Genomic DNA, 21,846 nt, shown 5'->3' on the forward strand with positions numbered 1-21,846 from the left:
TTAAACAGTGTCCGAAGGCGAATGAAGCCGTCTTCGTCGCCTCCCCGTTCGTTTGAGACCGATTTCATGAGTTCGACGCCCGCAAAACCCGTTCTCGTTCCCGGGAACGACATGCCGATCCGGCCCAGCCGCGAGCAGGCGCTGGAGGCCGTGCGGACCCTGATCGCCTGGGCCGGCGACGATCCCTCGCGCCCCGGCCTGGTCGACACCCCCAAGCGGGTCGTGGACGCCTATTCCGAATGGTTCGAAGGCTATGACGCCGATCCGGGCAAGGAGCTGTCGCGCACCTTCGAGGATGTGACCGGCTATGACGACATGGTCGTGCTGCGTCAGATCGAGGTCGAGAGCCACTGCGAGCACCATATGGCGCCCTTCATCGGCAAGGCCTTCGTCGCCTATATGCCGGGCGAGAAGGTGGTCGGGATCTCCAAGCTGGCACGCGTGGTCGAGATCTTCTCCAAGCGTCTGCAGAACCAGGAAACCCTGACCAACGACATCGTCGAGGCCATCGAATCGCACCTGTCGCCCAAGGGCGTGGCAGTCCTGGTCGACGCCGAGCACCAGTGCATGACCACCCGCGGCGTGCATCACCGCCACGTTTCAACCGTGACGACCCGCTTCACCGGCGCGTTCAAGTCCGATCCGGCATTGGTTGAGCGCTTCCTGAAACTCGCTCGGGGCTGATCTTCTCGCCCCGCACGCGAAAAGCGACGCGAGGGAACCGTCGCGGCGTCGAGACCGCTTTACAAGCGACGCCGGGGACGCCAAGACACCGGTCTGAACATTCAACCGCAGTCCGCCGCCCGGCGGGCCTCGACGGAGACAAGTAAGTATGGCTGGCAAAGTTTCAGGCCCCGTCGGCGCCTCGGGCGGCAAGACGATCCAACAGAACTCGGACATCAACGTCACGCCGTTCGTGGACATCATGCTCGTCCTGCTGATCATCTTCATGGTCTCGGCCCCGCTGGCCACCGTGTCCATCAAACTGGACCTGCCGCCGGCGACCCCGCCGCCCCCGAACCAGCCGAAGGAGAAGGAGCCGACCTATATCTCCATCCAGGAGTCGGGCTCGATCTTCATCGCCGACAAGCAAACCACCATCGAAACCCTGGCCAACGACGTCTGCGCCGCCGTGGGCAACCCCACCGGCCAGGGCTGCCAGGAAGAGCGCGTCTTCATCCGCGCCCAGCCGGAAGTGAAGTACAACCAGTTCATGGAAGTCATGAACGACCTGCAGAAGAACGGCTTCTTCAAGGTCGGTCTGCTGAACGAAGACATCGAATAGGGTTCGTCCCCATTCCGGAAGACCAAGGCCGCGCCCTCCGGGACGCGGCCTTTTTCTTTGCCTGATGGCCGGGGCGAACCCGGCCTTTTCTTTGCCCGAATGTCGGCTCCACATCGGCAGGCGGAACAGGGTTCCGCCAAGCAACGAGAGGGAGATCGCCATGGCTATGCGTTTTCAGGCTCCGAAGGCCGCTGAACAGAACGCCGACATCAATGTCACGCCGTTCGTGGACATCATGCTGGTGCTGCTGATCATCTTCATGGTCTCGGCGCCGCTGGCGACCGTATCCCTCAAGCTCGACCTGCCGCCGCCGACCACCAGTCCCATGCCATACAAGGACCCGGTCTATGTCAGCGTCCAGGCCTCGGGCGCCGTCTTCGTGGGCGACAAGGCCTCGTCGATGCAAACCCTGGCCGCCGACGTCTGCGCCGAGCTTGGCGGGGGCGCCTGCCAGAACGAGCGGGTCTTCGTGCGCGGCGAGGCCGAGACCTCCTATCGCAACTTCATGGCCGTGATGAACGACCTGCACGCCCACGGCTTCGACAAGGTCGGGCTGCTGAACGAGGACATCGAATAGGGTGACCCACGCCGAACTCCGCGCCTTGCTGTTCGCCCTGCCGGGCGTGGAGGACGGCACGTCCTATGGCGAGCCGTCGTTCAAGGTGGCGGGCAAGTTCCTGACCTGGATCCGGCCGCAGCTGGACGACAGCATCGTGGTCCATCTGGACAGTCTCGACGAGCGCGAGCTGCTGATCGAGATGGACCCGGCGACGTTTCACTTCACCGACCACTACAAGGACCACCCGCTGGTGCTGGCGCGGATCGCCAGCGTCGATCCTGACTGGCTGAGAGGGATGCTGGCGCGGCGGTGGCGAAAGCAGGCGCCGAAGAGTCTGTCGAAGGCGCATCCGACCATACCGGGAGAGGCTTGACCTGACGCGGGGTCAAGCTGTCATCGTCCGTTCTGAAACAGGACTGACCCCGTGACCGATTCCGCCTCCCCTCACCTCGTCACGCGCGACTTCGTCCATGCGGCGGCGGACGGCTATCCGCTGTCGATGCGGCTGATCTCGCATCCGGAGCCGAAGCACGCCGTGCTGATGTCCTCGGGGACGGGCTTTCCCAAGCGGTTCTACGAGCGGTTCGCGCGGCATCTGGCGGCGAAGGGGGCGGCGGTCCTGACCTATGACTTCCGGGGCATCGCCGGGTCGCGGCCCGAGGACCTCAAGGCCATGGTCATGGACTATCCGGACTGGGGCCGGTGGGACATGCCGGCGGCGGTTCAGGCGCTGGAGGCGGCGGCCCCGGGCCTGCCGATCCTGCATGTGGGCCACAGCGTCGGCGGCCATTTCGTCGGCTTCATGCCCGAGCCGAACCGCATCGCGCGCCATGCCTTCGTCAGCGTGGGCATCGGCTATTGGGGCCTGCACCACCGCAGCTACAATCCGCTGGAGCTGTTCTTCTGGCACGGCTTCGGGCCGCACAGCCTGAGGCGGCACGGCTATGTGAAGGGCGGCGGCCTGTGGGCCGGGACCGACCTGCCGCGCGGGGTGTTCGAGACCTGGAAGCGCTGGTGCCTGAAGCCCGAATATTTCGAGGACGAGCTGGGCGACCGGCTGAGGCCCAACGCCTTTGATGCCGTGACGGCGCCGATCACCTCGTGGATCTTCACCGACGATCCGATCGCGACCCCGGTCACGGCCGAGCGGCTGTTGAGGGTCTATCCCAACGCGCCGAAGACCATCGTGGTGCGGACCCCGGCGGATCAGGGCGTCAAACGCATCGGGCATGAGGGCGCGTTCCGGGCCGGGATGGAGCCGCTGTGGGACGAGATTTTCGCCGACCTGGTTGCGCCCGCCGCCTGAGGGCATAGGTAGGCGCATCCCCCTCAGACAAAGGCGCGCGCCATGGCCGATCAACCCCACATCGAAGTCGATGGCCTGTCCATTCCCCTGCTGGGCTTCGGCACCTGGATGCTGGAGCCCGAGGACGCGCGCCGGATGGTCGCCGAGGCCCTGCGCATCGGCTACCGCCACATCGACACGGCCTGGATCTACAAGAACGAGGCGGCGGTCGGCGACGGGATCCGCGACGCCATCGAAGCTGGCCATGTGACCCGCGACGAGGTCTGGTTGACGACCAAGATCTGGGTCGCCCACTTCCATCATGACGATCTGCTGGCCCAGGCGAAGGAGTCGGCGACCAGCCTGGGCTTCACGCCGGACCTGCTGCTGCTGCACTGGCCCAAGAAGACCCCCAGCTTCGCCGAGACTCTGGGCGCGCTGAACGAGGCGAAGGATCAGGGGCTGACGCGGTCGATCGGCCTGTCCAACTTCCCTTCGGCCGAGTTCCGGCAGGCGCAGACGCTGTCGAAGGCCAAGCTGATCACCAACCAGGTCGAGTACCACCCCTATCTGAACCTCAGCCCCCTGCTGAAGGCGGCGGACGAGCTGGGGTCGTCGATCACCGCCTGGTCTCCGCTGGCCCAGGGCAAGATCGCCGACGATCCGGTGATCAACGCCATCGGCCGGGCCCACGGCAAGTCGGCCGGTCAGGTGACCCTGCGCTGGCTGATCCAGCAGGACGTCATCGCCATCCCGCGCACGACCAAAGTGAGCCGCGCGGAAGAGAGCTTCGACATCTTCGACTTCCAGCTGACGGACGACGAGATGGCGCAGATCCACGCCCTGGCCCGCCCCGACGGCCGCCTCGGCGACTGGCTGGACCCGGACTTCAAATGGGATCAGACTGGCTGAAGGCGTCTCTGAAGAAGGCGCACAGAGGAAGTCGCCGAGGAGGTCCGTGATGGGCGTCGTGCTGGAGTTTCCCGAGGCCGATCCCCGCTTTCAATCGGCGGGGCGACGGCTGAAGCGCTGGCGGGAGGAACGGGGTTTCGGGATCGAGGCCCTGGCCGAGGCCATCCACGCCAGCCCCGACGTCATCCGCCGGTGCGAGGCCGGGCGCAGTCGCCTCGACAGCGCCCAGCTGGAGGCGGCCACCCGGGCCCTGCATCTGCCGATCTGGGCGCTGGTGTCGGACGTCCCCGCCTACTGAACGCCCGCGAAGACGAGGGCGCGGATCAGGTCAATGAGCGCCCACCAGGCCAGGCCTGACAGGGCGAAGGCCGCGAGGACGGCGCCACGAACCCAGACCGTCCTCATCGCCGTCTTCATGATGATGCGCGCCTTCTCCATGGACGAAGGCGTAACCCGGGTCGTTCAAATCCCCGAGTAAAAGACTGTAAAGTCAGCGGCGCAACCGGTTGGACAATGGGACAGGGTGACTCCCGCGCCGCAGCCGCCTAAGCCTCGGGCGAGATCGACTCCCGCCGACGAGACCCCCATGGCCTATAAATCCCTGCGCGACTTCATGGCCATGCTGGAGGCCGAGGGGGAGCTGGTGCGGGTGTCGGAGCCCGTCTCCACCCATCTGGAGATGACCGAGATCCAGACACGGCTGCTGAGGAATGGCGGGCCGGCGGTGTTGTTCGAAAAGCCGGTGATGCCGGACGGCTCGATCAGCCCGATCCCGGCTTTGGCCAATCTGTTCGGCACGGTGAAGCGCGTCGCCATGGGCGTGACCATGGAGAAGAAGACCCGAACGACGGCGAAGGAGCTGCGCGAGGTCGGGGAGCTGCTGGCCTTCCTGCGCAACCCCACGCCGCCGCGCGGTCTGGGCGACGCGATGGAGATGCTGCCCCTGGCCCAGACGGTGATGTCGATGCGGCCCAAGGTCGTGAAGACGGCGCCGGTGCAGCAGGTGGTGCTGAAGGGCGACCAGATCGACCTGACCGCCCTGCCCGTTCAGGGTTGCTGGCCCGGCGAGCCCGCGCCCCTGATCACCTGGGGACTGGTCGTGACCAAGGGGCCGTCGGACAGCGCCGAGGACGACTTCAACCTCGGCATCTACCGGATGCAGGTGCTGGGCAAGGACAAGGCCATCATGCGCTGGCTGGCGCACCGCGGCGGGGCCCAGCACTATCAGCGGCACAAGAAGGCCGGAAAGCGCGAGCCCCTGCCGTGCGCCGTGGTGCTGGGCGCCGATCCGGGCACCATCCTGGCGGCGGTGACGCCCGTGCCGGACACCCTGTCGGAATATCAATTCGCCGGCCTGCTACGCGGGCAGAAGGCCGAGCTGGTCCCGTGCAAGACCGTGCCCCTGATGGTGCCGGCCAATGCCGAGATCGTGCTGGAGGGCCACGTCCTGCTGGACGAGCATGCGCCCGAGGGGCCGTATGGCGACCACACCGGCTATTACAACTCGGTCGAGACCTTCCCGGTCTTCCAGGTGACGGCGATCACCATGCGCAAGGACCCGATCTATCTGACCACCTTCACCGGCCGCCCGCCGGACGAGCCGAGCGTGCTGGGCGAGGCGCTGAACGAGGTGTTCATCCCCCTGCTGCGCGCCCAGTTCCCGGAGATCACCGACTTCTGGCTGCCGCCCGAGGGCTGCAGCTACCGGATCGCGGTGGTGTCGATGAAGAAGGCCTATCCGGGCCACGCCAAGCGGGTGATGCTGGGTGTCTGGAGCTATCTGCGCCAGTTCATGTACACCAAATGGGTCATCGTCGTGGACGACGACATCGACGCCCGCGACTGGAAGGACGTCATGTGGGCCATCTCGACCAAGATGGACCCGGCGCGCGACATCACCGTCATCGAATCGACCCCCATCGACTACCTCGATTTCGCCAGCCCCGAGAGCGGGCTGGGCTCCAAGATCGGTCTGGACGCAACCGACAAATGGCCGCCCGAGACCAAGCGCGAATGGGGCGAGGAAATCCGCATGGAGGAAGCGGTCGTCGAGCGGGTCAATGACCTGTGGGACCGCCTCGGCCTGCCTGGCGACGGCAGCCCGATCTGGAAGTAACGGGCGACCGTAACCGGCGAAGCACGCCCCATCGTCGGGCGGAAACGATGCGGGCTAACACGATAACTCCGCTACACGATTGAGCAGGCGAAAGATTTTGGCGCCGGACGCACTACGGACCATGCCGCAGCGCACAAATCATGTTGCGGCGCACAGTTTTGACGTGACGAAATATTAATGTCGTAATATCGTCCCAATTCGTCATTCGCCGGAGCGTCCAATGAAAGCCGTCCTGATCGCCGCCCTCGTACTCACCACCGCGACTCCAGCCGTGGTTCTGCCGACGATGGCTGACGCCCAGGTCCTTGCCGGACGCGGCGCTGCTCGCGCGTCCGAGCGCCATCGCCGCCCGGCTCTGAGCCCGCGCGAAGAGGACCGGCTGTTCGCTGCCCAGGATCAGGTCATCGACCTGCAGCAGCAGATCGAGACCCTTGAGACCGCGGGTCAGACCGCCGGCGGCCTGACCCCGGAACAGAGCACCCAGATCGCCTCGCACCGCAGCCAGATCGCCGAAGCCCAGATCGTCATCGACCGTCTGGAAGCCAAGCGCGCGCGTCGCGAAGGCAACTGAGGCTTCAGCCTCTCGCCACCTCGATTTCGCGGCCGGTCCCCGACGGGACCGGCCGTTTTCGTTTTAGCCAGTCCGCGGGCGGCGGGTGACGGAATCGGAACCCACGCCTAAGGTGAAGCTTGTTCAGCAAGCCCGGTCAGGGTGGGGGTCGTATGAGCGCGTTCGAGTTCTTCTTCAGCTTCTACGGCCTGCTGCTGGGCTTCTCGGCGGCGGAGCTGGTCGGCGGCTTCACCCGGCTGCTGCACCAGAGGAAGGACATCCGCTTCGGCCTGCTGACGCCGATGCTGGCGATCTTCGTGGCGATCGACATCGCCACCTTCTGGAACCAGGCCTGGGTCATCCTGAGGTTCGCCCCGTACAGCTTCGCCCTGTTGATCCTGGGCCTGTTCGTGGCGGGGATCTTCTATGTCGCCGCGACCCTGACCTTCCCGCGCAAGCTCGAGCCGGGCCAGTCCATGGACGATCACTTCTGGAGCCAGCGCCGGATCGTTCTGCTGTGCGTGCTGAGCGCCAATCTGATCATGGCGACCCTGTTCATGGTCGTCACCCATGCGACCGGGGAGTTCACCTCCGTGATCAAACCCCCGCTGCTGTACGGCCTGGCCCTGTTCACGACCCTGACCCTGGTCGCCGCCGTCGCGCGCAGCAAGAAGGTGGTGATCGCGGCCCTGGCCATCCTGCTGGCCTATCACAGCTACAACATCGGCAAGTCGGTGACGGCCCTGGTCTCCACCGGCGGCTGGTCGGTGCGGGCGCCCGCAAACCCGGAGCCTGAGCAAGGGACTGGCAAATGAGCGCGTTCGAGTTCTTCTTCAGCTTCTACGGCATGGTGCTGGGCCTGTCGGTGGCGGTGATCGCGACGGGGTTCGCCACGGCCATCCAGCACCGCAAGTCGATCCGGATCGGCTGGCTGACCCTGCTGCTGGCCCTGTTTGTGGCGCTGGACATCGCCACCTTCTGGGACGCCGCCTGGCACATGTTCCGCGACGCCCCGTTCAGCTACGGCATGCTGGTGATCGGCCTGGCCATCGCCCTGGTCTATTTCATCGCGGCCTCGCTGGTGTTCCCGCACAGCATCCGCGACGGCATGGATCTGGATGAGTATTTCTGGGCCAACAAGAAGGTGGTCCTGCTGCTGACCGTGGCCGCCAACCTGATGATGGTGGTGTTCAGCATGGCGCAGATTCTGGGGCGGCCCGACGCCATAATGATCGTCATCAACTATGCGGCGTCCTTCCTCCTGTATGTCGCGCTGATCGTCCCGGCGGCCCTGGCGAAGAAGTCCCGGCTGTTCGCGATCATGGTCGGGCTGCATGTGGCCATCTATCTCGCCATCGCCTGCATGCCTGCGGGGTTCGGCCCTCCCCCGCCCGCAAAGGCGACCCCGGGCGCCACGGCGAAGGGCTGAGCGGCAGGCCGGGGCCCGGACTTGCCATCGGGGCCGGATCAGGGGACCAATCCGGCCATGCGTTTCCCCTATCTGCCCGCCACGCCCCTGATCGCCGCCTCCGCGCTGGCCATCGGCGCGGCCCTGTTCCCGAGTTTCGCCATGTCCCAGTCCGTGCCCAACGTCGCCCCCTGGGATCAGCCCTTCCTGCCGCCGGCGCCCGCCTGGGACGGCGCGTCGAAGGCCCTGCTGCGGCCGGCCTCCGATCCCTGGGCCAGCGGCTTCGAGGCCGATCCGGAGCATGACTTTTCACCCAACTACGCCGACACCCGCGCCTGGTTCGACCGGCTGGACGCGGCCTCAGACCTGATCCGCATCGAACAGTTCGGCGTCTCGCCGGAGGGCCGGCCGATCTATGCCGTCATCGCCTCGAAGGACGGCGCGACGTTCGATCCGTCCAAGCCCGTGCTGCTGGCCCAGGCCGGCATCCACCCGGGCGAGATCGACGGCAAGGACGCCGGGATGATGCTGCTGAGGGACATCGCCTTCAACGGCAAGGACGGGCTGTTGGACAAGGTCAATCTGATCCTGATCCCCATCCTGTCGGTCGACGGGCACGAGCGGGCCTCGGCCTACAGCCGCCCGAACCAGCGTGGGCCGCGCATCCAGGGCTGGCGTCACACCGCGACCAACCAGAACCTGAACCGCGACTTCATGAAGCTGGACCAGACCGAGATGCAGGCGGTCATGGGGCTGATCGAGAAGTACGACCCGACCCTCTATGTCGACATCCACGTCACCGACGGTATCGACTACCAGTACGACGTCACCTACGGCTTCAACGGCGAGAACGGCGCCTATACGCGGTCGCCGGCCATCTCGGCCTGGCTGAACGACACGTTCAAGCCGGCGATGAACGGGGCGCTGGAGGCCGAGGGCCATATCCCGGGCGAACTGGTCTTCGCCATCGACGACCGCAATCCCAAGGCCGGGATGAACGACGGCGGCCTGGCCGAGCGCTATTCCAACGGCTGGGGCTCGGCGGCGCACGTCCCGACCATCCTGATCGAGAACCATAGCCTGAAGCCGCATGAGCAGCGGGTGCTGGGGACCTATGTCTTCCTTGAGGAGGCCCTGACCCTGCTGGCGACCAAGGGCGCTGACCTCAAGGCCGCCATCGCCGCCGACAAGACCCTGCGTCCGACGGAGATCCCCGCCAACTTCGCGCCCGACGACACGCCGTCCTACACGCGGGCGTTCAAGGGCATCCTGTACGAGACCTACGACAGCGTCGCCTCGGGCGGTAAGGAACTGCGCTGGCTGGGCCAGCCCGATCCGGTGCTGTGGCAGGTGCCCTATTTCGCCTCGCACCCGACCCTGACGCTGAACCGCCCGACCGCCTATTGGGTGCCGTCGTACCGGACCGACGTCATCGAGCGGCTGAAGATGCACGGGGTCCAGATGGAGACCCTGACCGCGCCGCGCACCGTGTCGGTCGACCTGCTGCGGCTGGAGGACCCGGTGGTCTCGGGCCGGACCAATGAGGGCCATGTGCCGATCTCGGTGAAGACGGTCGAGGCCGAGCGCCACGACTGGACGTATCCGGCGGGCTCGGTGCGGGTGCCGACGGACCAGCCGATGGGCGATATCGTCGTCCTTCTGCTGGAGCCACAGTCGTCGGAGAGCTTCTTCGCCTGGGGCATGTTCCCCGAGATCCTGAACCGCGTCGAATATATCGAGGGCTACGCCATCGCCCCGATGGCCGAGAAGATGCTGGCCGCCGATCCGGCCCTGAAGGCCGAGTTCGAGGCGAAGCTGGCCGCCGAGCCTGCCTTCGCCGCCGATCCGGACGCGCGGCTGGGCTGGTTCTACGAGCGGACGCCGTTCTATGATCAGCGCTACCGGCTCTATCCGGTCGGGCGGGAGGACTGAATTTGAGCGTTGCCATCCATGCGGCGGGCCTGTGGACCGGGCTCTGCATCCTGTTGCTGCTGGTCCTGTCGGGCCTGACCTCGGCCAACCGGCGCAAGCACAAGGTGTCCCTGATCATCGGGGATCACCCCGAGATGATCTCGGCCAGCCGCGCCTTCGGCAACGCCACCGAATACATGCCCATCGCCCTGATCGCCCTGGCCCTGATGGCGCTGTCCGGGTTCGCGCCGATGTGGATTCACGCGGTCGGCGGGTCGTTCTTTGTCGGACGGGTTCTGCACGCCTGGGGAATGTTCGTGACCCGCGAAGGCAGGCCGCCGGCGATCCAGCGAATGGCCGGGATGCTGCTGACCTACTTCCCGCTGCTGGGCGCGGCGGGCGCTTTGATCTGGTGCTTCGTCCACGCCCTGTAGTCGGGCCGGAAAATGGGGTGGCGACCCGGTCCGGAGGGGGGAAATAGGCCGGGCCGCCGTCAGACGACCGCGGTCGTAGAACGGACCCGCCTGACCCGAAGAGCTTAGCAGTGGCCCCGGTGGGACACTGTAAAACATCGTCAAATCCGGACGACCGCTGGTCGTCGACAGGCGATCGGCGCCGCCTGCCCGGCAAGCTTTGCTGAGGTGTGTTTCAACGGTGAAGCCAAGCCGTTGAATTCACAAAGGCCGGTCGTAGCACGGCGTTTGCTTGAGCCACGGCGCATCCACCGGGAAAAGCGCCATGACCGTTTCCGCCGCCTCGAGCCTGTCGTCCAATCCGGTTCTGGGTCTGCTTCAGACCCGGGCGACGCTCGGCAAGCCTGACGTCGGCGCGAGCGACAGCCTGTCGGCCTCCGCCCCGGCGTCCAGCGCGCGCGAGGAGTTCGAGAAGTTCGCGGCCATGAGCCCGGCCGAACGGATGCGGGCGGCGATCCTGCAGCAGATGGGCGTCAGCGAGGATCAGCTGGCGGCCATGTCGCCGGACGAGCGCAAGGCGATGGAGGACAAGATCGCCGCCAAGATCAAGGAAACGGTCGAGGAGTCGGCCCGGAAGACCGGCGCCACCGGCCTCCTCGCCGACATCAGGGCCTAGGGCGTCACCGTTCCCGCAGCCGGACGCTCGTCCTCTTCCAGTTCGTTCAGGGCGCCGAGGTCGCCGCGGGCGCGGGCCTTGCGGCCATAGACCAGCTCGAACAGGGGCGAGGCCATCAGGGTGGTGACGATGGCCATCAGCACCAGCATCGAGAACAGGGCCGGGCCGATGATGCCGCGCTGCAGGCCGATGTTGATGATGATCAGCTCCATCAGGCCCCGCGCGTTCATCAGGGCGCCGATGCCCATGGCGGTGGCGTTGTCCTGACCGGTGAGGCGGGCGGCGGCCCAGCAGGCGCCGCCCTTGGCCGCGACCGAGGCGATCAGGATCACCGCGGCCATGGCGACCAGACCCAGGCTGTTGACCATGGTCAGCTGGGTATTCAGCCCGGAGTAGGCGAAGAACATCGGCACCAGCACCACCAGGGCGAAGGGCTCGAGCTGGCGCTTGAGCTCGCGGCTCAGCAGGCCGCGCGGCATGACGGCGCCCAGGATGAAGCCGCCGAACACCGCATGGATGCCGATGGCGTCGGTGAAGAAGGCGCAGAGCAGGAACAGGATCAGGACGATGCCGAGGATCGTCGGGCTGACCCGCTGCTCGCGCTCGGCCATCCGGGCCAGCGGCGCCAGCAGGCGCGGGCCGACGGTCAGCATGAAGGCGACGAAGGCCACGCCGCCGCCGATGGCCTTGATGGCCACGGGCGCGCCGTCGCCGAAGGTGGCCAGCACCACAGCCAGAACGCACCAGGCGCCGGCGTCGTCGATGGCCCCGGCCGACAGGGCCATGGTGCCCAGAGGCGTGTTGCTGAGCCCCCGTTCATGGATGATCCGGGCCAGCATGGGGAAGGCGGTGATCGAGATGGCCGCGCCCATGAACAGCCAGGCCTGCAGGTGGTTGATGCCCTCGCCGAACAGGCTGTGGCTCATCAGCCACGGGGCGATCAGGGCGGCGATCAGGAAGGGCGCGGCCATGCCCGACAGGGACACCGCCGCCGCGCTGGCCGCATTGGTCTTGAAGTGGTCGCTTCGGAAGCCGAGGCCGACGAGGAACATGTAGAGGCCGATGCCGAACTGGGCGCCGACGAACAGGACCTCTTTCGAGTCCTTGGGGAAGATGAAGGCCTGAATGTCGGGGGCCAGAAGGCCGAACAGGGACGGGCCGAGGATGACCCCGGCGATCATCTCGCCCACCACCTGGGGCTGGCCGAGGTAGCGTTTGACCAGCCAGCCGACGGCGCGGCAGGCGGCGATGATCACGGCCATCTGCAGGAAGAAGGCCACGCTGAGTTGCGCAGGCGTCATCTCGAAATCCCTCCCAAAGGGTCGGCCGCGCCTTCAGGCCCGGTCCATTTGGGGCCACGCTAGGCGAACTTCGTTCCGACTGGCAATGGAAAATTGAGAGCGTTCACAAGGATTGGATCGCAGGACGGCGATCTCAGAACCAGCCGGCCTCGCGCAGGACCGGGGCGCAGGAGCGGCTGACGGGCGCGGTCAGGCCGCCGGCCAGCTGGATCTCCCCTGCCCCCTTCCTCCAGCGCACGGCCTCGACGGCGTCGGCGGCGACCCACCAGGAGCGGTGCACGCGCCAGCCGTGGGCCAGGGCCAGGTCGTCCAGCGCGTCGGCGAAGCGCAGGGTGACCAGCTCCTCCCCGGCGTCGGTATGGACCTTCAGATAGTGGTCGTGGGCCTCGACCGCGATCAGCCGGGCGGTGCGGCGTTTGGCCGAGAGCCGGCGGCGGAAGGCGGCCTCGGCCTCCGGCAGGGGCGCGGCGACGACGGTGCGGGTCTCGACGCGCGTGGGCGCCCGCCGCCAGACCAGGGCGCGCACGGCCATGACCGCCAGAACGATGGGCCAGACCTGCCAGAGCAGATTCAGCCATGGCGACCATTCGAAGGGCTGTTCCATGAGGGCGACCTGGGTGACCAGGACCAGCAGCGTCACGGGCGGCGTCATCAGCACGGAAACCGCCGCAACCCGCGGCCAGACCCCTGCGACCCACCGGCTGAGCCAATGGTCGAGCACGATCCCGATCAGCCCGCCGCCGACGATGCAGATCAGCCAGTAGCCATAGATGAGCAGGACCGGCCGATGTTCGGAATCGAACGGCCCCATGAACCCCATCAGCAGGCCCATGGCGGTCAGGATCACGAGGTCGATCGCCCAACGTCTTCCGCTCATCGTCCCCCTCACCGTCAAGCCGCCCCGTTCGCGCACCCCATTCACGCAGATTGGGCGCCGTTCGCGAAACGAGGCCTAGCGAGCCGCCGGGCCAGCGGCAATGGCGGTCGTCGAAACGCCTTCGCCAGACAGGAACGCCAGTGTCGTACTCACGCTTCTCCCCCCTCGTCGTCGCCGCGCTCGCGGCCGCCACACTGTTCGCCCAGCCCGCCCGGGCGCAGATGCCCGGCGCCGACGTCGATGACCGGCCTGATCCGGCCATGCTCTGTCATGTCGGAGTCTATCGGCTGGACGACGGCGGGTGGGTGGATGTGGCGCCGATCGCGAACGCCGGACTGCGCTGGCGTCGGCTGGACGGGTCCAGTTCGCGAATGACCCTCGGCGCCGACGGCCGCTGGGTCAGCACCCTGGGCTCCACCCGCCGCATCGAGGGACCGCAGCCGCAACTCGGAACCTGCGAAGACGGACGGATCACCTTCGAGGGTCATCCCGGCCAACGCGTGGTGCTGAACACGCAGGAGACCACCTTCGTCGGCCATGGCGGCGTGCGTCTGAAAGGGCGGCTGATCCTGCCACCCGGCGAAGGCGTCGTTCCCATCATGGTCGAGGTGCACGGGTCGGAGGGCGCCAATGCGCTCGACTTCAACGCCTTCCAGCGGTTCGCCCCGGCGTCCGGCGTCGGCGTCTTCGTCTATGCCAAGCGCGGGTCCGGCGGGTCCGAAGGCCGCTACACCCAGGACTTCCGCGTCCTGGCTGAAGACGCCGCCGCGGCGGTGGGCGAGGCCCGTCGGATGGCGGGCGCCCGGGCGGGCCGGGTCGGGCTGCACGGCGCCAGTCAGGGCGGCTGGGTGGCGCCGCTGGCCGCCAGCCTGACCCCGGTCGACTTCGTCACCGTCGGCTTCGGCCTGGCCTATGGCGTTCTGGCCGAGGACAGCGATCAGGTCATGCTCGACCTCAAGGCGAAGGGCTGGGGCACCGAGGTTCTGGAAGAGGCGCGCAAGATCACCGACGTCACCGGCGCCTTCGTCGCCTCGCGCGGCGCGGTCGGCTTCGACGGTCTGGAGGCCGTGCGCGCCCGCTACCGCTCCGAGCCCTGGTTCGCCGATATCAAGGGCGAGTTCACCGGCCTGCTGCTGAACGCGCCCAATGACCAGATCATCGCCATGGCCCCGCAGATGGATGCCGGGACCTCATGGGACTACGACCCCCTGCCCGTGCTCAGCAGCCTGAACACGCCCATGCTGTGGATCCAGGCCGAGAAGGACACCGGCGCCCCGCCCGACGCCACCCGTCGCCGCCTGATCGACCTGTCGGCGCATGGACGGCCGATCACCCTGCTGGAATATCCCGACACCGACCACGGCATCATCCGGTTCGAGACCGGCCCGGACGGCCGCCGCACCTCGCTCGGCTATGCGCCCGGCTATTATCAGGCGGTGCTGGACTGGGCGAAGACCGGGCGGCTGGACGGCGACTATGGCGACGGCCGCCTGCTGGCCAAGGCGGAGGGGGCCCGATGACCGCTCTTCCCCCATACGCTCTCCGGAAGATGTCCTGGCCTGCCCGCATCGGCTGGCTGCTGATCGCCCTGCTGTGCCTCGGCATCGCCGCCTATTCGGCGAAATATCTGATCCATCCGCCGCAGTCGCCGCAGGAGGCGCTGGGCAATCCGCTGGGCGTGCCCTTCCTCGTCATCCATGTGGCGGGGGCGGTGACGGCGCTGGTTCTGGGATCGGTGCAGTTCATCCCGGCGTGGCGCAAAGGACGGACGCCGCCGCACCGCTGGGTCGGGCGGGTCTATGTGCTGGGGGTGCTGGTCGGAGGCGTCGCGGGGCTGATCCTGTCGAGCCGGTCCAGCGCCGGACCGATCGCCACAGCGGGCTTCGGCAGTCTGGCCGTCCTCTGGCTCGGCTTCACCCTGGCGGGCTGGCGCGCGGCGGTTCAGGGCCGCATCGCCGACCACCGCCGCTGGATGATCCGCTCCTGGGCCCTGACCCTGGCCGCCGTGACGCTCAGGATCTACCTGCCGCTGGTGCAGATCTTCGACCTCGACTTCCTGCCCTGGTACCGCGCGATTTCGTTCCTGTGCTGGGTCCCGAACCTGATGCTGGCGGAGGTGTGGTTGAGGGTGAAGTCTGATCACCCGCGCAACCGCACCACCTCCGGCAGGCTGTAGGCGCCGGTCAGCACCGGCTCCGTCGGCACATAGGTCCGCACCAGCAGCGCGAACGGGCCGTCGGGGGCCGGCAGCCAGTTGGCGCGGGCCGTGGCGTCGGCGGGCTCGCGGTTCGACAGGGTCAGGGTCAGGGAGCCGTCCGGAGCGAAGACCAGCTCGTCGGCGTCCAGATTGACCGTGCCGAGGTTGGTCCGGCCGTTCGGGCTGCCGGCCAGCATGTAATAGTCGGCGTCGTACAGGGTCAGTGACCAGAAGCCGTCGCGCGAGCGATCCACCGGCGGCAGGCCGTCTTTCGGGAAGGCCAGGGCATAGGCATAGCGACCCTGCAGCAGGGCGCCGTCAGAGTCCGTGCCCCGGACGAAGTAGATCGCCTCATGGTAGTCGTTGACGTAGATGTAGATGACGGCGGCCAGCGCCCGGCCGAACCAGTCGCTTCCCCAGACGCCGCCGTTCTCCTGACGCTGCCAGCCGCCGCCCGCGGCGACGCCGACCTGATGGTATTTGGCGGTCTCGAACAGCTCCGCCTCGGCCAGGAGGGCGGCGCGGTCGATCCGGACCTTCCACTCGGGGCCGCTGTCGCGCAGGGCCAGCAGGGTGCGCGCCTGATCCGCCAGCGGCGCATCGTCGGGCGAAACCTGCGGATTGGCGTCCAGCGCCCGGCGCAGATCGTCCCAGAAGGTCGCCGCATTGACCGGCCGCACGCGCAGAAGGTCGGGGTCGGCCTTCAGCATCTCCGCCGTCAGACCGGCGGGATAGACCTTGTGGGCGGCGCTGGCCTGACAGTCGAAGGTCTTCAGCTCCGGCGTGTTCTGGCTGAAGGGATAGACCCCGATCTGGTTCAGCACGCGACGGGCCTCGGCCTTGGAGGCCTCCGAATGGGCCGTGAAGCTGCGCCCGAACAGGCCGGTGACGTTGGTCGGGGAGCGCAGGACGTCGATGAAGCCCTCGGGCGTCTCGCCCTTCCAGTTGGGGCCGACGAGAAGGAACTTGCCGCCGGGCGTGCCCGAGGCCGAGCCCAACTGATGCACCACCGTCGTGAAGATGTCGGCGATCTGGATCGTCCAGTAGTGGCCGGCGGGCGCATCGGTCGGGGTCTGGACCACCACGGGCTCGGTGGTCAGATCCGTGAAGCTGACGCCATAGATGGTGTCGTTGTTGGGCGTGACGACCTTGCGCTGGGCCGGCGACATATAGTCGTCCAGATAGCCCATGACGTTCTTCGGCGCGCCGGGGAACAGGCCCATGGTCGCGCCCGGGCCGTCCTTCATCACCTCCCAGGCGCTGGTTCGGTTGAAGCCGTCGACCGCCGGATAGCCCCAGTAGAAGACGATCTTGGCCAGGGCGTCGATATAGCTTTCGTTGGCCAGCTGGGCGGCGGTCCCGGCGGAGTTGGCCAGATGCGGATGGGCGGCGTCGAACTGGCGCGCGACATAGGGCGTTGACGGCATGGGCAGGACCTCCGGGCTGGGGAGGCGGAAGCTATGAGGGACTCGGCGGGCCGGAAATCGGGGCAAACCCCGGCGCCCAATCCCCTTCCCGTCATTGCGACTCCTGCCTCAGTCCGCCATATCGGGGCATGTCCGACGCCGCTTCGCCTGAACTTCTGCATGATCTCATCGCCGCCGCCCTGAAGGCGGGGGCTGACGCGGCGGAGGCCGTGACCTCCGAGCGGCGCTCGATGTCGGTGGGGGTGCGCAACGGGGCGCTGGAAGAGGTCGAGCGCGAGGAGTCGCGCGATTTGGGCCTGCGCGTCTTCGTCGGCCAGAGGCAGGCCTCGGTGTCCGCCTCCGACCTGTCCGAGGCCACCCGCAACCGCCTGGTCGAGCGGGTCGTGGCGATGGCCAGGCTGGCGCCCGAAGACCCCTACGCCATGCTGGCCCCGCAGGACCGGCTGAACATGGGGCCGCACCGCGACCTGGACCTCTATGACGCCACCGAACGGTCGGCCGCCGAGCTGGAGGCCGCCGCGGCCGAGACCGAGGGCGTCGCGCTTGCGGTCGAGGGCGTGGTCCGGTCGGAGGGCGGATACGCCTCCACCTCCTCCAGCGAATGGCGGCTGGTGACCTCGCACGGCTTCGACGGCCGCTATCAGGGCAGCGCCTTCTCGCTGGGCGTCGGCGTCATCGCCGAGAAGGACGGCGGCATGGAGCGCGGCGGCGAGAGCCGGACGACCCGCCACTTCGCCGACCTGCCCGACGCGCAGTCGATCGGCGCCGAAGCCGGGCGCAAGGCCGTGGCCCGCACCGGTCCGCGCAAGATCGCCTCGACCACCGCCCCGGTCATCTTCGAGAACCGGGTCGCGACCCAGATCCTGTCGCCCCTGCTGGGCGCCATCTCGGGCCCCTCCATCGCGCGCGGGACCTCCTTCCTGAAGGACGACCTGCACAGGAAGCTGCTGCCCTCGGGCGTCAGCCTGATCGACGATCCGTTCCGGCCGCGCGGCCTGGGTTCCACCCCGTTCGACGACGAGGGGGTCACGGTCGAGAAGCAATATGTCGTCGACGACGGCGCCCTGATGACCTGGCTGCTCAACTCGGGTTCGGCCAAACAGCTGGGCCTGCGCTCGACGGGCCACGCCTCCCGCGGTCTGGCGGGGCCTCCGGGCGTCTCGACCCACAATCTGCACCTGACGGCGGGTCTGCGCGACAAGACCGGGCTGATCGGCGACGCCGGAGCCGGGCTTCTGGTTACCTCCATGTTCGGCCCCTCGCTGAACGGCAACACCGGCGACTGGTCCGCCGGGGTGTCCGGCTTCTGGTTCGAGGACGGGGAGCTGGCCTATCCGGTCAGTGAGGTCACCGTCGCCGGCAATCTGAAGGCCCTGTGGGCGCGGATGGTCCCGGGGTCGGATCTGGAGTTCCGTTCGGCCTTCAACAGCCCCTCCCTGCTGTTCGACGCGGTGGCCATCGCCGGCAAATGATCGATCTGGACGCCGACCTCGAACTGATTCGCGCCGCCGCGATCGCCGCCGGCGACCTGGCCCTGGCGGAGCGGGACAAGGGGATCAAGATCTGGTCCAAGTCGGGCGGCTCGCCGGTCACCAGCGCCGATCTGGCGGTTGATGCATTGCTCAAGGACATGCTCCTAAGCGCCCGTCCTGACTACGGCTGGCTGTCGGAGGAAACGGCGGATTCCAGCGATCGGCTGTCGAAGGAACGCATCTTTATCGTCGACCCCATCGACGGCACCCGCGCCTTCATGAAGAACGCCGCCTGGTGGTGCGTGCCCATCGCCGTGGTCGAGAACGGCCTGCCCGTCGCCGCCGTCATCCATGCGCCCCAGCTGGACGAAACCTATGTGGCGACGGCGGGCGGCGGGGCGTGGCGCAACGGGCGGATCATCGCGCCCGCAGACACCGACAGTCTGGACGACGCCTCGGTGCTGGCAGACGCCCAGCTGATGGAACGGCCCGAATGGCCCGAACCGTGGCCGGCGATGCGCTATGAGAAGCGCAACGCCCTCGCCTATCGCATGGCCCTTGTCGCCGCCGGGGCCTTCGACGCCGCCATCGCCATGGGGCCGAAGTGGGACTGGGACGTCGCCGCGGGCTGGCTGATCGCCACGGAAGCGGGGGCCAAGGTCTCGGATCACCAAGGACGGCCGTGGCTGTTCAACCGCCCGGATCCGCGTCAGGCCAGTCTGGTTTGCAGCGCTCCCGCCCTGCACCCGTTGATCATCCGCCGCACAGCGCCTATCCCGCTGGCGAAATAGCCCCCTCGCCGCCTTCAAGGATTCCCGATGACCGCCCCCACCGAAATCGAAACCCCGCAACTGCTCCACCTCGTGATCGGCGGCGAGATGCGCCATCCGGGCGAGCCCGTGTTCCGCGACCTGTCGGAAGTCGAGTTCGTCGGCGCCTATCCGAACTATGAAGAGGCCAAACAGGCGTGGAAGGCCCGGGCCCAGGCCACCGTCGACAACGCCCACATGCGCTTCTTCATCCTGCACGCCCACAAGCTGATCGATCCGCGCGGCGATCACTAGGTCGCACCCCCGCGAGGGGAACGAGCCCCCGTTCTGGCACGCTTCATGTAGTCAGGACGGGCGTTCGTACCGGAGTGTTCCATGGCCCCCATCCTCGTCATCCTCGGCCTGCTGCTGATGGGCGTGGCGATCGTCGCCTGGCACACCCGCGCGACCTGGTGGCATTTCGTGGCGCATCTGCTGCCCCAGCCGCCCCTGACCCGCGCCGGGAGGGCCGCGCTGGCGGCGTCCGCGGAGCCCGCCTATTCGGCCGAGCCCGACGCCTTCGCCGCGGCTCCGCTGTCCCGGTCCGTGTTCGTCGAGACTCCCGCCGCGGCGCCCGCGCCCGCCGCCTCGAACGATCCCTTCGCCCATGCCCCGGCCGTGTCCGACCTGTCGGACGGAGGCTTCCCGCAGTCGGAGACGAGACATTGACCCTTTTCGGCACGACCCTCGACGGCGTCCAGATCGCCAGTTTGGTCGGTCTTCTGGCGGCGTTGATCTACTGGATGTTCGTCCTGCGCGGTGAACAGAACGCCCTGTCGGCCTTCCGCAAATGGGAAGCCGACCGCAAGGCGCGCCGGGAGGCGGAGATCGCGGCGGAAGAGGCCGGGGATCAACCTGAAGCGCCTCCGTCCTCGAGCGGGCCGAAGCGGGGCCCTTGGGGCTGACTGTCGGAGGCGCCCCCCGCTACCCGTCCGTCAAGGGCAGATGGTCACTCACCACCGCTGGAAATCTCCACACCGCTGCGTTCGTGCTCGCTCCTGCGATTGCGACGGTCGAATATGAGGTGGAGAAGCGTGACCGTCGCGAAGACGGCGAATGCGCCGAACGCCGTCCCGCTCCTTCCTTGTCCTGACACAAGGCACCAGACGCCGAGAAGCCATGCCGGGACGGCGAACAGGAGCGTCACGCCCTTCAGCCAAACGGGTATCGGTCGCCACCAGCCGCTGAACGAGACGCGGGTTTTCATGGGGCGAAGAGTGTCGCATCCAGCTCGTGTCCGCAATGGGTCGGCAACCGACAGCTGAAATCCCGCAGCCCCCGGCTTTCCTACTCCCGCCGCAGCAGCTTGTCGGTCAGCAGGGTGCCCCACCAGCCGGCCTTGAACTCAGCCTTGATGGTCTCGGGGTCGTAGAGGGGGCTGTCGATCCAGTCGAGGAAGCTCATCCCCGTCGGCTCGATCTCGCGGACGTACTTCTCGAGGAAATAGTCGAGGACGCCGGTCAGGCCCTCGCGGCTGTGCAGATACTTCTTCGACAGCTGCTCCATGGCCACCGACACCGGCTCGCCGAGGTGGAAGTGGCGATAGAGGACCGCCATCAGCCCGGCCCGGTCCGCGCCCGACTTGCAGTGGATCAGGACCGGATATTCGATGGTCTGGAACAGCTTGATGGCGCGATGGATGCGATAGGGCTCGGGCACGTCGCGCGAATCCAGCGGGGCGTCGATCAGGGTCAGGCCGAGCGCTTCGCACGCCGCCTTCTCCAGCCAGTAGTAGCTCTCGTCCCGCTCGCCGCGCAGGTTGATGACCGTCTTCACGCCCCGGTCGGCCCAGCCCTTGAGCTGGCGCGGCGACGGCTGGTTGGTGCGGACCAGATCCGGCCCCAGCCAGTGCGCGTTCGAGAACGCCAGCCTGAGGAAGGCGTGGTCGCTCCAGAAATAGTCCCAACCGGCGTGGAACCGGCCGGCGGAGGTGGAAAGGTCGAAACGCGGCATGGGGCGCAGATAGAGGTTCCGGACGCCTGCGTCATCCCGGCGGAACACTTCGGCGGAATTCTCGCTAGAGTGGCTGTGACAAATGGAGCGCCCCGATGACCCGTGCCGTCCTGTTGCTTGCCGCCGCCGGAGCGGCCTTCGTCGCAGCCTGTTCCGGGCCTGCGGACGCGCCCGCCGCAGCGCCTGAACCGGCCGCGGCCCCGGTGGTCGCGCCGCCCCCCGCGCCCACGCCCGCCCCCGCCGTCGATCCGGCCTTCGACGCGTGGGTCCGTGATCAGGTCAAGGACGGCGGCCTGCCCTTGCAGTACGCCGCCGCAGCCGGCCCGGACGGTCTCAGCTTCGCCTATCTGACGGGCGGGGACTATTGCGGCTCGGGCGGTTGCGTCCTGCTGGTGGCGCGCAAGACCGGGGCCGGGTTCGAACGGGTCGGACGGCTGACCGTGACCCGGACTCCGATCCGTGTTCTGGAGAGCCGCAGCCACGGCCTGCCCGATCTGGCTGTGGGCGTGTCCGGCGGCGGAGCGACGCCGCACGAGGCCCGGATTCCGTTCGACGGCAGCCGTTACGCCTCCAACCCCACAGTCGCTCCGGCCAGACCCGTCGAGGGCGCGACGCCGGGCCAAACCCTGATCACCGACGACACGCCGAAGGTCACAGTCCGCGAGTAACCGGATCGCCCCGCTTGACTTGCCGGG

The 21,846-nt window shown here is 67.7% G+C and carries 28 protein-coding genes; 22 read left to right on the forward strand and 6 right to left on the reverse strand.

What is annotated here, in order from left to right; all coding sequences use genetic code 11:
• Positions 1 to 66: 66 nt before the first annotated feature.
• The 7 genes from folE (at position 67) to AC1ROD_RS11070 (ending at position 4,339) form a co-directional block, all read left to right on the forward strand.
• Positions 67 to 684 (forward strand): GTP cyclohydrolase I FolE, encoded by a 618-nt coding sequence (gene folE / locus AC1ROD_RS11040; RefSeq protein ID WP_492948287.1) that lies wholly within the window; start codon positions 67 to 69, stop codon positions 682 to 684.
• A gap of 148 nt (positions 685 to 832) precedes the next feature.
• The gene (locus AC1ROD_RS11045) at positions 833 to 1,285 is read left to right on the forward strand and encodes a biopolymer transporter ExbD (RefSeq protein WP_492948288.1); all 453 of its coding nucleotides are present in this window, start codon (positions 833 to 835) and stop codon (positions 1,283 to 1,285) included.
• A gap of 160 nt (positions 1,286 to 1,445) precedes the next feature.
• On the forward strand, positions 1,446 to 1,862 hold the full coding sequence (locus AC1ROD_RS11050; RefSeq protein WP_492948289.1) for a biopolymer transporter ExbD: 417 nt from the start codon (positions 1,446 to 1,448) through the stop codon (positions 1,860 to 1,862).
• Between the two features lies 1 nt (position 1,863).
• Complete coding sequence (locus AC1ROD_RS11055; RefSeq protein ID WP_492948290.1) at positions 1,864 to 2,217, forward strand: MmcQ/YjbR family DNA-binding protein; 354 nt, start codon at positions 1,864 to 1,866, stop codon at positions 2,215 to 2,217.
• A gap of 51 nt (positions 2,218 to 2,268) precedes the next feature.
• Positions 2,269 to 3,150, forward strand: coding sequence for an alpha/beta hydrolase family protein (locus AC1ROD_RS11060; RefSeq protein ID WP_492948291.1), 882 nt, complete (start codon positions 2,269 to 2,271; stop codon positions 3,148 to 3,150).
• Between the two features lie 42 nt (positions 3,151 to 3,192).
• Complete coding sequence (locus AC1ROD_RS11065) at positions 3,193 to 4,041, forward strand: aldo/keto reductase (protein WP_492948292.1); 849 nt, start codon at positions 3,193 to 3,195, stop codon at positions 4,039 to 4,041.
• Positions 4,042 to 4,090: 49 nt separating this feature from the next.
• Complete coding sequence (locus tag AC1ROD_RS11070; protein WP_492948293.1) at positions 4,091 to 4,339, forward strand: helix-turn-helix domain-containing protein; 249 nt, start codon at positions 4,091 to 4,093, stop codon at positions 4,337 to 4,339.
• Here AC1ROD_RS11070 and AC1ROD_RS11075 read toward each other — a convergent pair.
• A complete protein-coding gene (locus tag AC1ROD_RS11075) occupies positions 4,333 to 4,458 on the reverse strand; it encodes a hypothetical protein (RefSeq protein ID WP_492948294.1) in 126 nt (41 codons plus the stop codon). The two genes, AC1ROD_RS11070 and AC1ROD_RS11075, sit on opposite strands and share 7 nt — an antisense overlap.
• Before the next feature lie 169 nt (positions 4,459 to 4,627).
• On the opposite strand from AC1ROD_RS11075, the gene AC1ROD_RS11080 reads away from it, so the two are divergent.
• The 7 genes from AC1ROD_RS11080 to AC1ROD_RS11110 all read left to right on the forward strand — a co-directional run bounded on the left by AC1ROD_RS11080 (position 4,628) and on the right by AC1ROD_RS11110 (position 11,115).
• Complete coding sequence (locus tag AC1ROD_RS11080; RefSeq protein WP_492948295.1) at positions 4,628 to 6,157, forward strand: UbiD family decarboxylase; 1,530 nt, start codon at positions 4,628 to 4,630, stop codon at positions 6,155 to 6,157.
• Between the two features lie 220 nt (positions 6,158 to 6,377).
• Complete coding sequence (locus tag AC1ROD_RS11085; RefSeq protein WP_492948296.1) at positions 6,378 to 6,728, forward strand: hypothetical protein; 351 nt, start codon at positions 6,378 to 6,380, stop codon at positions 6,726 to 6,728.
• A 152-nt stretch (positions 6,729 to 6,880) separates the two neighbouring features.
• A complete protein-coding gene (locus AC1ROD_RS11090) occupies positions 6,881 to 7,522 on the forward strand; it encodes a hypothetical protein (RefSeq protein WP_492948297.1) in 642 nt (213 codons plus the stop codon).
• Complete coding sequence (locus AC1ROD_RS11095) at positions 7,519 to 8,136, forward strand: hypothetical protein (protein ID WP_492948298.1); 618 nt, start codon at positions 7,519 to 7,521, stop codon at positions 8,134 to 8,136. Before AC1ROD_RS11090 ends, AC1ROD_RS11095 begins: the two co-directional genes overlap by 4 nt.
• A 57-nt stretch (positions 8,137 to 8,193) precedes the next feature.
• Positions 8,194 to 10,047, forward strand: a complete 1,854-nt coding sequence (locus AC1ROD_RS11100) for a M14 family metallopeptidase (protein WP_492948299.1) — start codon at positions 8,194 to 8,196, stop codon at positions 10,045 to 10,047.
• A 2-nt stretch (positions 10,048 to 10,049) separates the two neighbouring features.
• Positions 10,050 to 10,460, forward strand: a complete 411-nt coding sequence (locus tag AC1ROD_RS11105) for an MAPEG family protein (protein WP_492948300.1) — start codon at positions 10,050 to 10,052, stop codon at positions 10,458 to 10,460.
• Between the two features lie 304 nt (positions 10,461 to 10,764).
• Positions 10,765 to 11,115 (forward strand): hypothetical protein, encoded by a 351-nt coding sequence (locus AC1ROD_RS11110; protein ID WP_492948301.1) that lies wholly within the window; start codon positions 10,765 to 10,767, stop codon positions 11,113 to 11,115.
• Here the strand turns inward: AC1ROD_RS11110 and AC1ROD_RS11115 are convergent.
• Positions 11,112 to 12,416, reverse strand: a complete 1,305-nt coding sequence (locus AC1ROD_RS11115; protein WP_492948302.1) for a cation:proton antiporter — start codon at positions 12,414 to 12,416, stop codon at positions 11,112 to 11,114. The genes AC1ROD_RS11110 and AC1ROD_RS11115 overlap by 4 nt on opposite strands.
• Before the next feature lie 133 nt (positions 12,417 to 12,549).
• Positions 12,550 to 13,293 (reverse strand): LytTR family DNA-binding domain-containing protein, encoded by a 744-nt coding sequence (locus tag AC1ROD_RS11120; RefSeq protein WP_492948303.1) that lies wholly within the window; start codon positions 13,291 to 13,293, stop codon positions 12,550 to 12,552.
• A 140-nt stretch (positions 13,294 to 13,433) separates the two neighbouring features.
• Between AC1ROD_RS11120 and AC1ROD_RS11125 the strand changes: the two genes are divergently transcribed.
• Both AC1ROD_RS11125 and AC1ROD_RS11130 read left to right on the forward strand, forming a co-directional pair.
• Positions 13,434 to 14,813: an alpha/beta hydrolase family protein gene (locus AC1ROD_RS11125; protein WP_492948304.1), complete on the forward strand. Its 1,380-nt coding sequence runs from the start codon at positions 13,434 to 13,436 to the stop codon at positions 14,811 to 14,813.
• 29 nt (positions 14,814 to 14,842) lie between these two features.
• Positions 14,843 to 15,469, forward strand: coding sequence for a DUF2306 domain-containing protein (locus AC1ROD_RS11130; RefSeq protein ID WP_492948305.1), 627 nt, complete (start codon positions 14,843 to 14,845; stop codon positions 15,467 to 15,469).
• On the opposite strand, the gene AC1ROD_RS11135 is transcribed toward AC1ROD_RS11130, so the two are convergent.
• Complete coding sequence (locus AC1ROD_RS11135) at positions 15,433 to 16,917, reverse strand: DUF1254 domain-containing protein (protein WP_492948306.1); 1,485 nt, start codon at positions 16,915 to 16,917, stop codon at positions 15,433 to 15,435. The two genes, AC1ROD_RS11130 and AC1ROD_RS11135, sit on opposite strands and share 37 nt — an antisense overlap.
• 128 nt (positions 16,918 to 17,045) lie before the next feature.
• Between AC1ROD_RS11135 and AC1ROD_RS11140 the strand changes: the two genes are divergently transcribed.
• From AC1ROD_RS11140 to AC1ROD_RS11160, 5 genes are all read left to right on the forward strand, one after another.
• Positions 17,046 to 18,389, forward strand: a complete 1,344-nt coding sequence (locus AC1ROD_RS11140) for a TldD/PmbA family protein (protein ID WP_492948307.1) — start codon at positions 17,046 to 17,048, stop codon at positions 18,387 to 18,389.
• Positions 18,386 to 19,180 carry a 3'(2'),5'-bisphosphate nucleotidase CysQ gene (locus AC1ROD_RS11145; RefSeq protein ID WP_492948308.1) on the forward strand — a complete coding sequence of 265 codons (795 nt, stop codon included), beginning with the start codon at positions 18,386 to 18,388 and terminating at the stop codon, positions 19,178 to 19,180. Before AC1ROD_RS11140 ends, AC1ROD_RS11145 begins: the two co-directional genes overlap by 4 nt.
• 27 nt (positions 19,181 to 19,207) lie before the next feature.
• Positions 19,208 to 19,453: a DUF4170 domain-containing protein gene (locus tag AC1ROD_RS11150; protein WP_492948309.1), complete on the forward strand. Its 246-nt coding sequence runs from the start codon at positions 19,208 to 19,210 to the stop codon at positions 19,451 to 19,453.
• Between the two features lie 81 nt (positions 19,454 to 19,534).
• Positions 19,535 to 19,867: a hypothetical protein gene (locus AC1ROD_RS11155; RefSeq protein ID WP_492948310.1), complete on the forward strand. Its 333-nt coding sequence runs from the start codon at positions 19,535 to 19,537 to the stop codon at positions 19,865 to 19,867.
• Complete coding sequence (locus AC1ROD_RS11160; RefSeq protein ID WP_492948311.1) at positions 19,864 to 20,103, forward strand: hypothetical protein; 240 nt, start codon at positions 19,864 to 19,866, stop codon at positions 20,101 to 20,103. Before AC1ROD_RS11155 ends, AC1ROD_RS11160 begins: the two co-directional genes overlap by 4 nt.
• Positions 20,104 to 20,147: 44 nt before the next feature.
• Here the strand turns inward: AC1ROD_RS11160 and AC1ROD_RS11165 are convergent, their stop codons facing one another.
• Both AC1ROD_RS11165 and AC1ROD_RS11170 read right to left on the reverse strand, forming a co-directional pair.
• Positions 20,148 to 20,405 carry a hypothetical protein gene (locus tag AC1ROD_RS11165; protein WP_492948312.1) on the reverse strand — a complete coding sequence of 86 codons (258 nt, stop codon included), beginning with the start codon at positions 20,403 to 20,405 and terminating at the stop codon, positions 20,148 to 20,150.
• 80 nt (positions 20,406 to 20,485) lie between these two features.
• On the reverse strand, positions 20,486 to 21,151 hold the full coding sequence (locus AC1ROD_RS11170; protein WP_492948449.1) for a fused DSP-PTPase phosphatase/NAD kinase-like protein: 666 nt from the start codon (positions 21,149 to 21,151) through the stop codon (positions 20,486 to 20,488).
• Positions 21,152 to 21,246: 95 nt separating this feature from the next.
• Here AC1ROD_RS11170 and AC1ROD_RS11175 point away from each other — a divergent pair, with 95 nt between their 5' ends.
• Positions 21,247 to 21,819, forward strand: a complete 573-nt coding sequence (locus AC1ROD_RS11175) for a COG3650 family protein (RefSeq protein ID WP_492948313.1) — start codon at positions 21,247 to 21,249, stop codon at positions 21,817 to 21,819.
• Positions 21,820 to 21,846 lie beyond the last annotated feature (27 nt).

It is taken from the genome of Brevundimonas sp. GW821-FHT12E07 (genome assembly GCF_058807035.1).

Excerpts from the sequence above, each read along its gene's own strand:
- AC1ROD_RS11165 (WP_492948312.1), bottom strand. The coding sequence starts at position 20,405 with ATGAAAACCCGCGTCTCGTTCAGCGGCTGGTGGCGACCGATACCCGTT.
- AC1ROD_RS11115 (WP_492948302.1), bottom strand. The coding sequence starts at position 12,416 with ATGACGCCTGCGCAACTCAGCGTGGCCTTCTTCCTGCAGATGGCCGTG.
- AC1ROD_RS11045 (WP_492948288.1), top strand. The coding sequence starts at position 833 with ATGGCTGGCAAAGTTTCAGGCCCCGTCGGCGCCTCGGGCGGCAAGACG.
- AC1ROD_RS11130 (WP_492948305.1), top strand. The coding sequence starts at position 14,843 with ATGTCCTGGCCTGCCCGCATCGGCTGGCTGCTGATCGCCCTGCTGTGC.
- AC1ROD_RS11050 (WP_492948289.1), top strand. The coding sequence starts at position 1,446 with ATGGCTATGCGTTTTCAGGCTCCGAAGGCCGCTGAACAGAACGCCGAC.
- AC1ROD_RS11135 (WP_492948306.1), bottom strand. The coding sequence starts at position 16,917 with ATGCCGTCAACGCCCTATGTCGCGCGCCAGTTCGACGCCGCCCATCCG.
- AC1ROD_RS11100 (WP_492948299.1), top strand. The coding sequence starts at position 8,194 with ATGCGTTTCCCCTATCTGCCCGCCACGCCCCTGATCGCCGCCTCCGCG.
- AC1ROD_RS11170 (WP_492948449.1), bottom strand. The coding sequence starts at position 21,151 with ATGCCGCGTTTCGACCTTTCCACCTCCGCCGGCCGGTTCCACGCCGGT.
- AC1ROD_RS11075 (WP_492948294.1), bottom strand. The coding sequence starts at position 4,458 with ATGAAGACGGCGATGAGGACGGTCTGGGTTCGTGGCGCCGTCCTCGCG.
- AC1ROD_RS11090 (WP_492948297.1), top strand. The coding sequence starts at position 6,881 with ATGAGCGCGTTCGAGTTCTTCTTCAGCTTCTACGGCCTGCTGCTGGGC.
- AC1ROD_RS11095 (WP_492948298.1), top strand. The coding sequence starts at position 7,519 with ATGAGCGCGTTCGAGTTCTTCTTCAGCTTCTACGGCATGGTGCTGGGC.
- AC1ROD_RS11175 (WP_492948313.1), top strand. The coding sequence starts at position 21,247 with ATGACCCGTGCCGTCCTGTTGCTTGCCGCCGCCGGAGCGGCCTTCGTC.
- AC1ROD_RS11120 (WP_492948303.1), bottom strand. The coding sequence starts at position 13,293 with ATGAGCGGAAGACGTTGGGCGATCGACCTCGTGATCCTGACCGCCATG.
- AC1ROD_RS11065 (WP_492948292.1), top strand. The coding sequence starts at position 3,193 with ATGGCCGATCAACCCCACATCGAAGTCGATGGCCTGTCCATTCCCCTG.
- AC1ROD_RS11145 (WP_492948308.1), top strand. The coding sequence starts at position 18,386 with ATGATCGATCTGGACGCCGACCTCGAACTGATTCGCGCCGCCGCGATC.
- AC1ROD_RS11070 (WP_492948293.1), top strand. The coding sequence starts at position 4,091 with ATGGGCGTCGTGCTGGAGTTTCCCGAGGCCGATCCCCGCTTTCAATCG.
- AC1ROD_RS11140 (WP_492948307.1), top strand. The coding sequence starts at position 17,046 with ATGTCCGACGCCGCTTCGCCTGAACTTCTGCATGATCTCATCGCCGCC.
- AC1ROD_RS11080 (WP_492948295.1), top strand. The coding sequence starts at position 4,628 with ATGGCCTATAAATCCCTGCGCGACTTCATGGCCATGCTGGAGGCCGAG.
- folE (WP_492948287.1), top strand. The coding sequence starts at position 67 with ATGAGTTCGACGCCCGCAAAACCCGTTCTCGTTCCCGGGAACGACATG.
- AC1ROD_RS11085 (WP_492948296.1), top strand. The coding sequence starts at position 6,378 with ATGAAAGCCGTCCTGATCGCCGCCCTCGTACTCACCACCGCGACTCCA.
- AC1ROD_RS11150 (WP_492948309.1), top strand. The coding sequence starts at position 19,208 with ATGACCGCCCCCACCGAAATCGAAACCCCGCAACTGCTCCACCTCGTG.
- AC1ROD_RS11110 (WP_492948301.1), top strand. The coding sequence starts at position 10,765 with ATGACCGTTTCCGCCGCCTCGAGCCTGTCGTCCAATCCGGTTCTGGGT.
- AC1ROD_RS11155 (WP_492948310.1), top strand. The coding sequence starts at position 19,535 with ATGGCCCCCATCCTCGTCATCCTCGGCCTGCTGCTGATGGGCGTGGCG.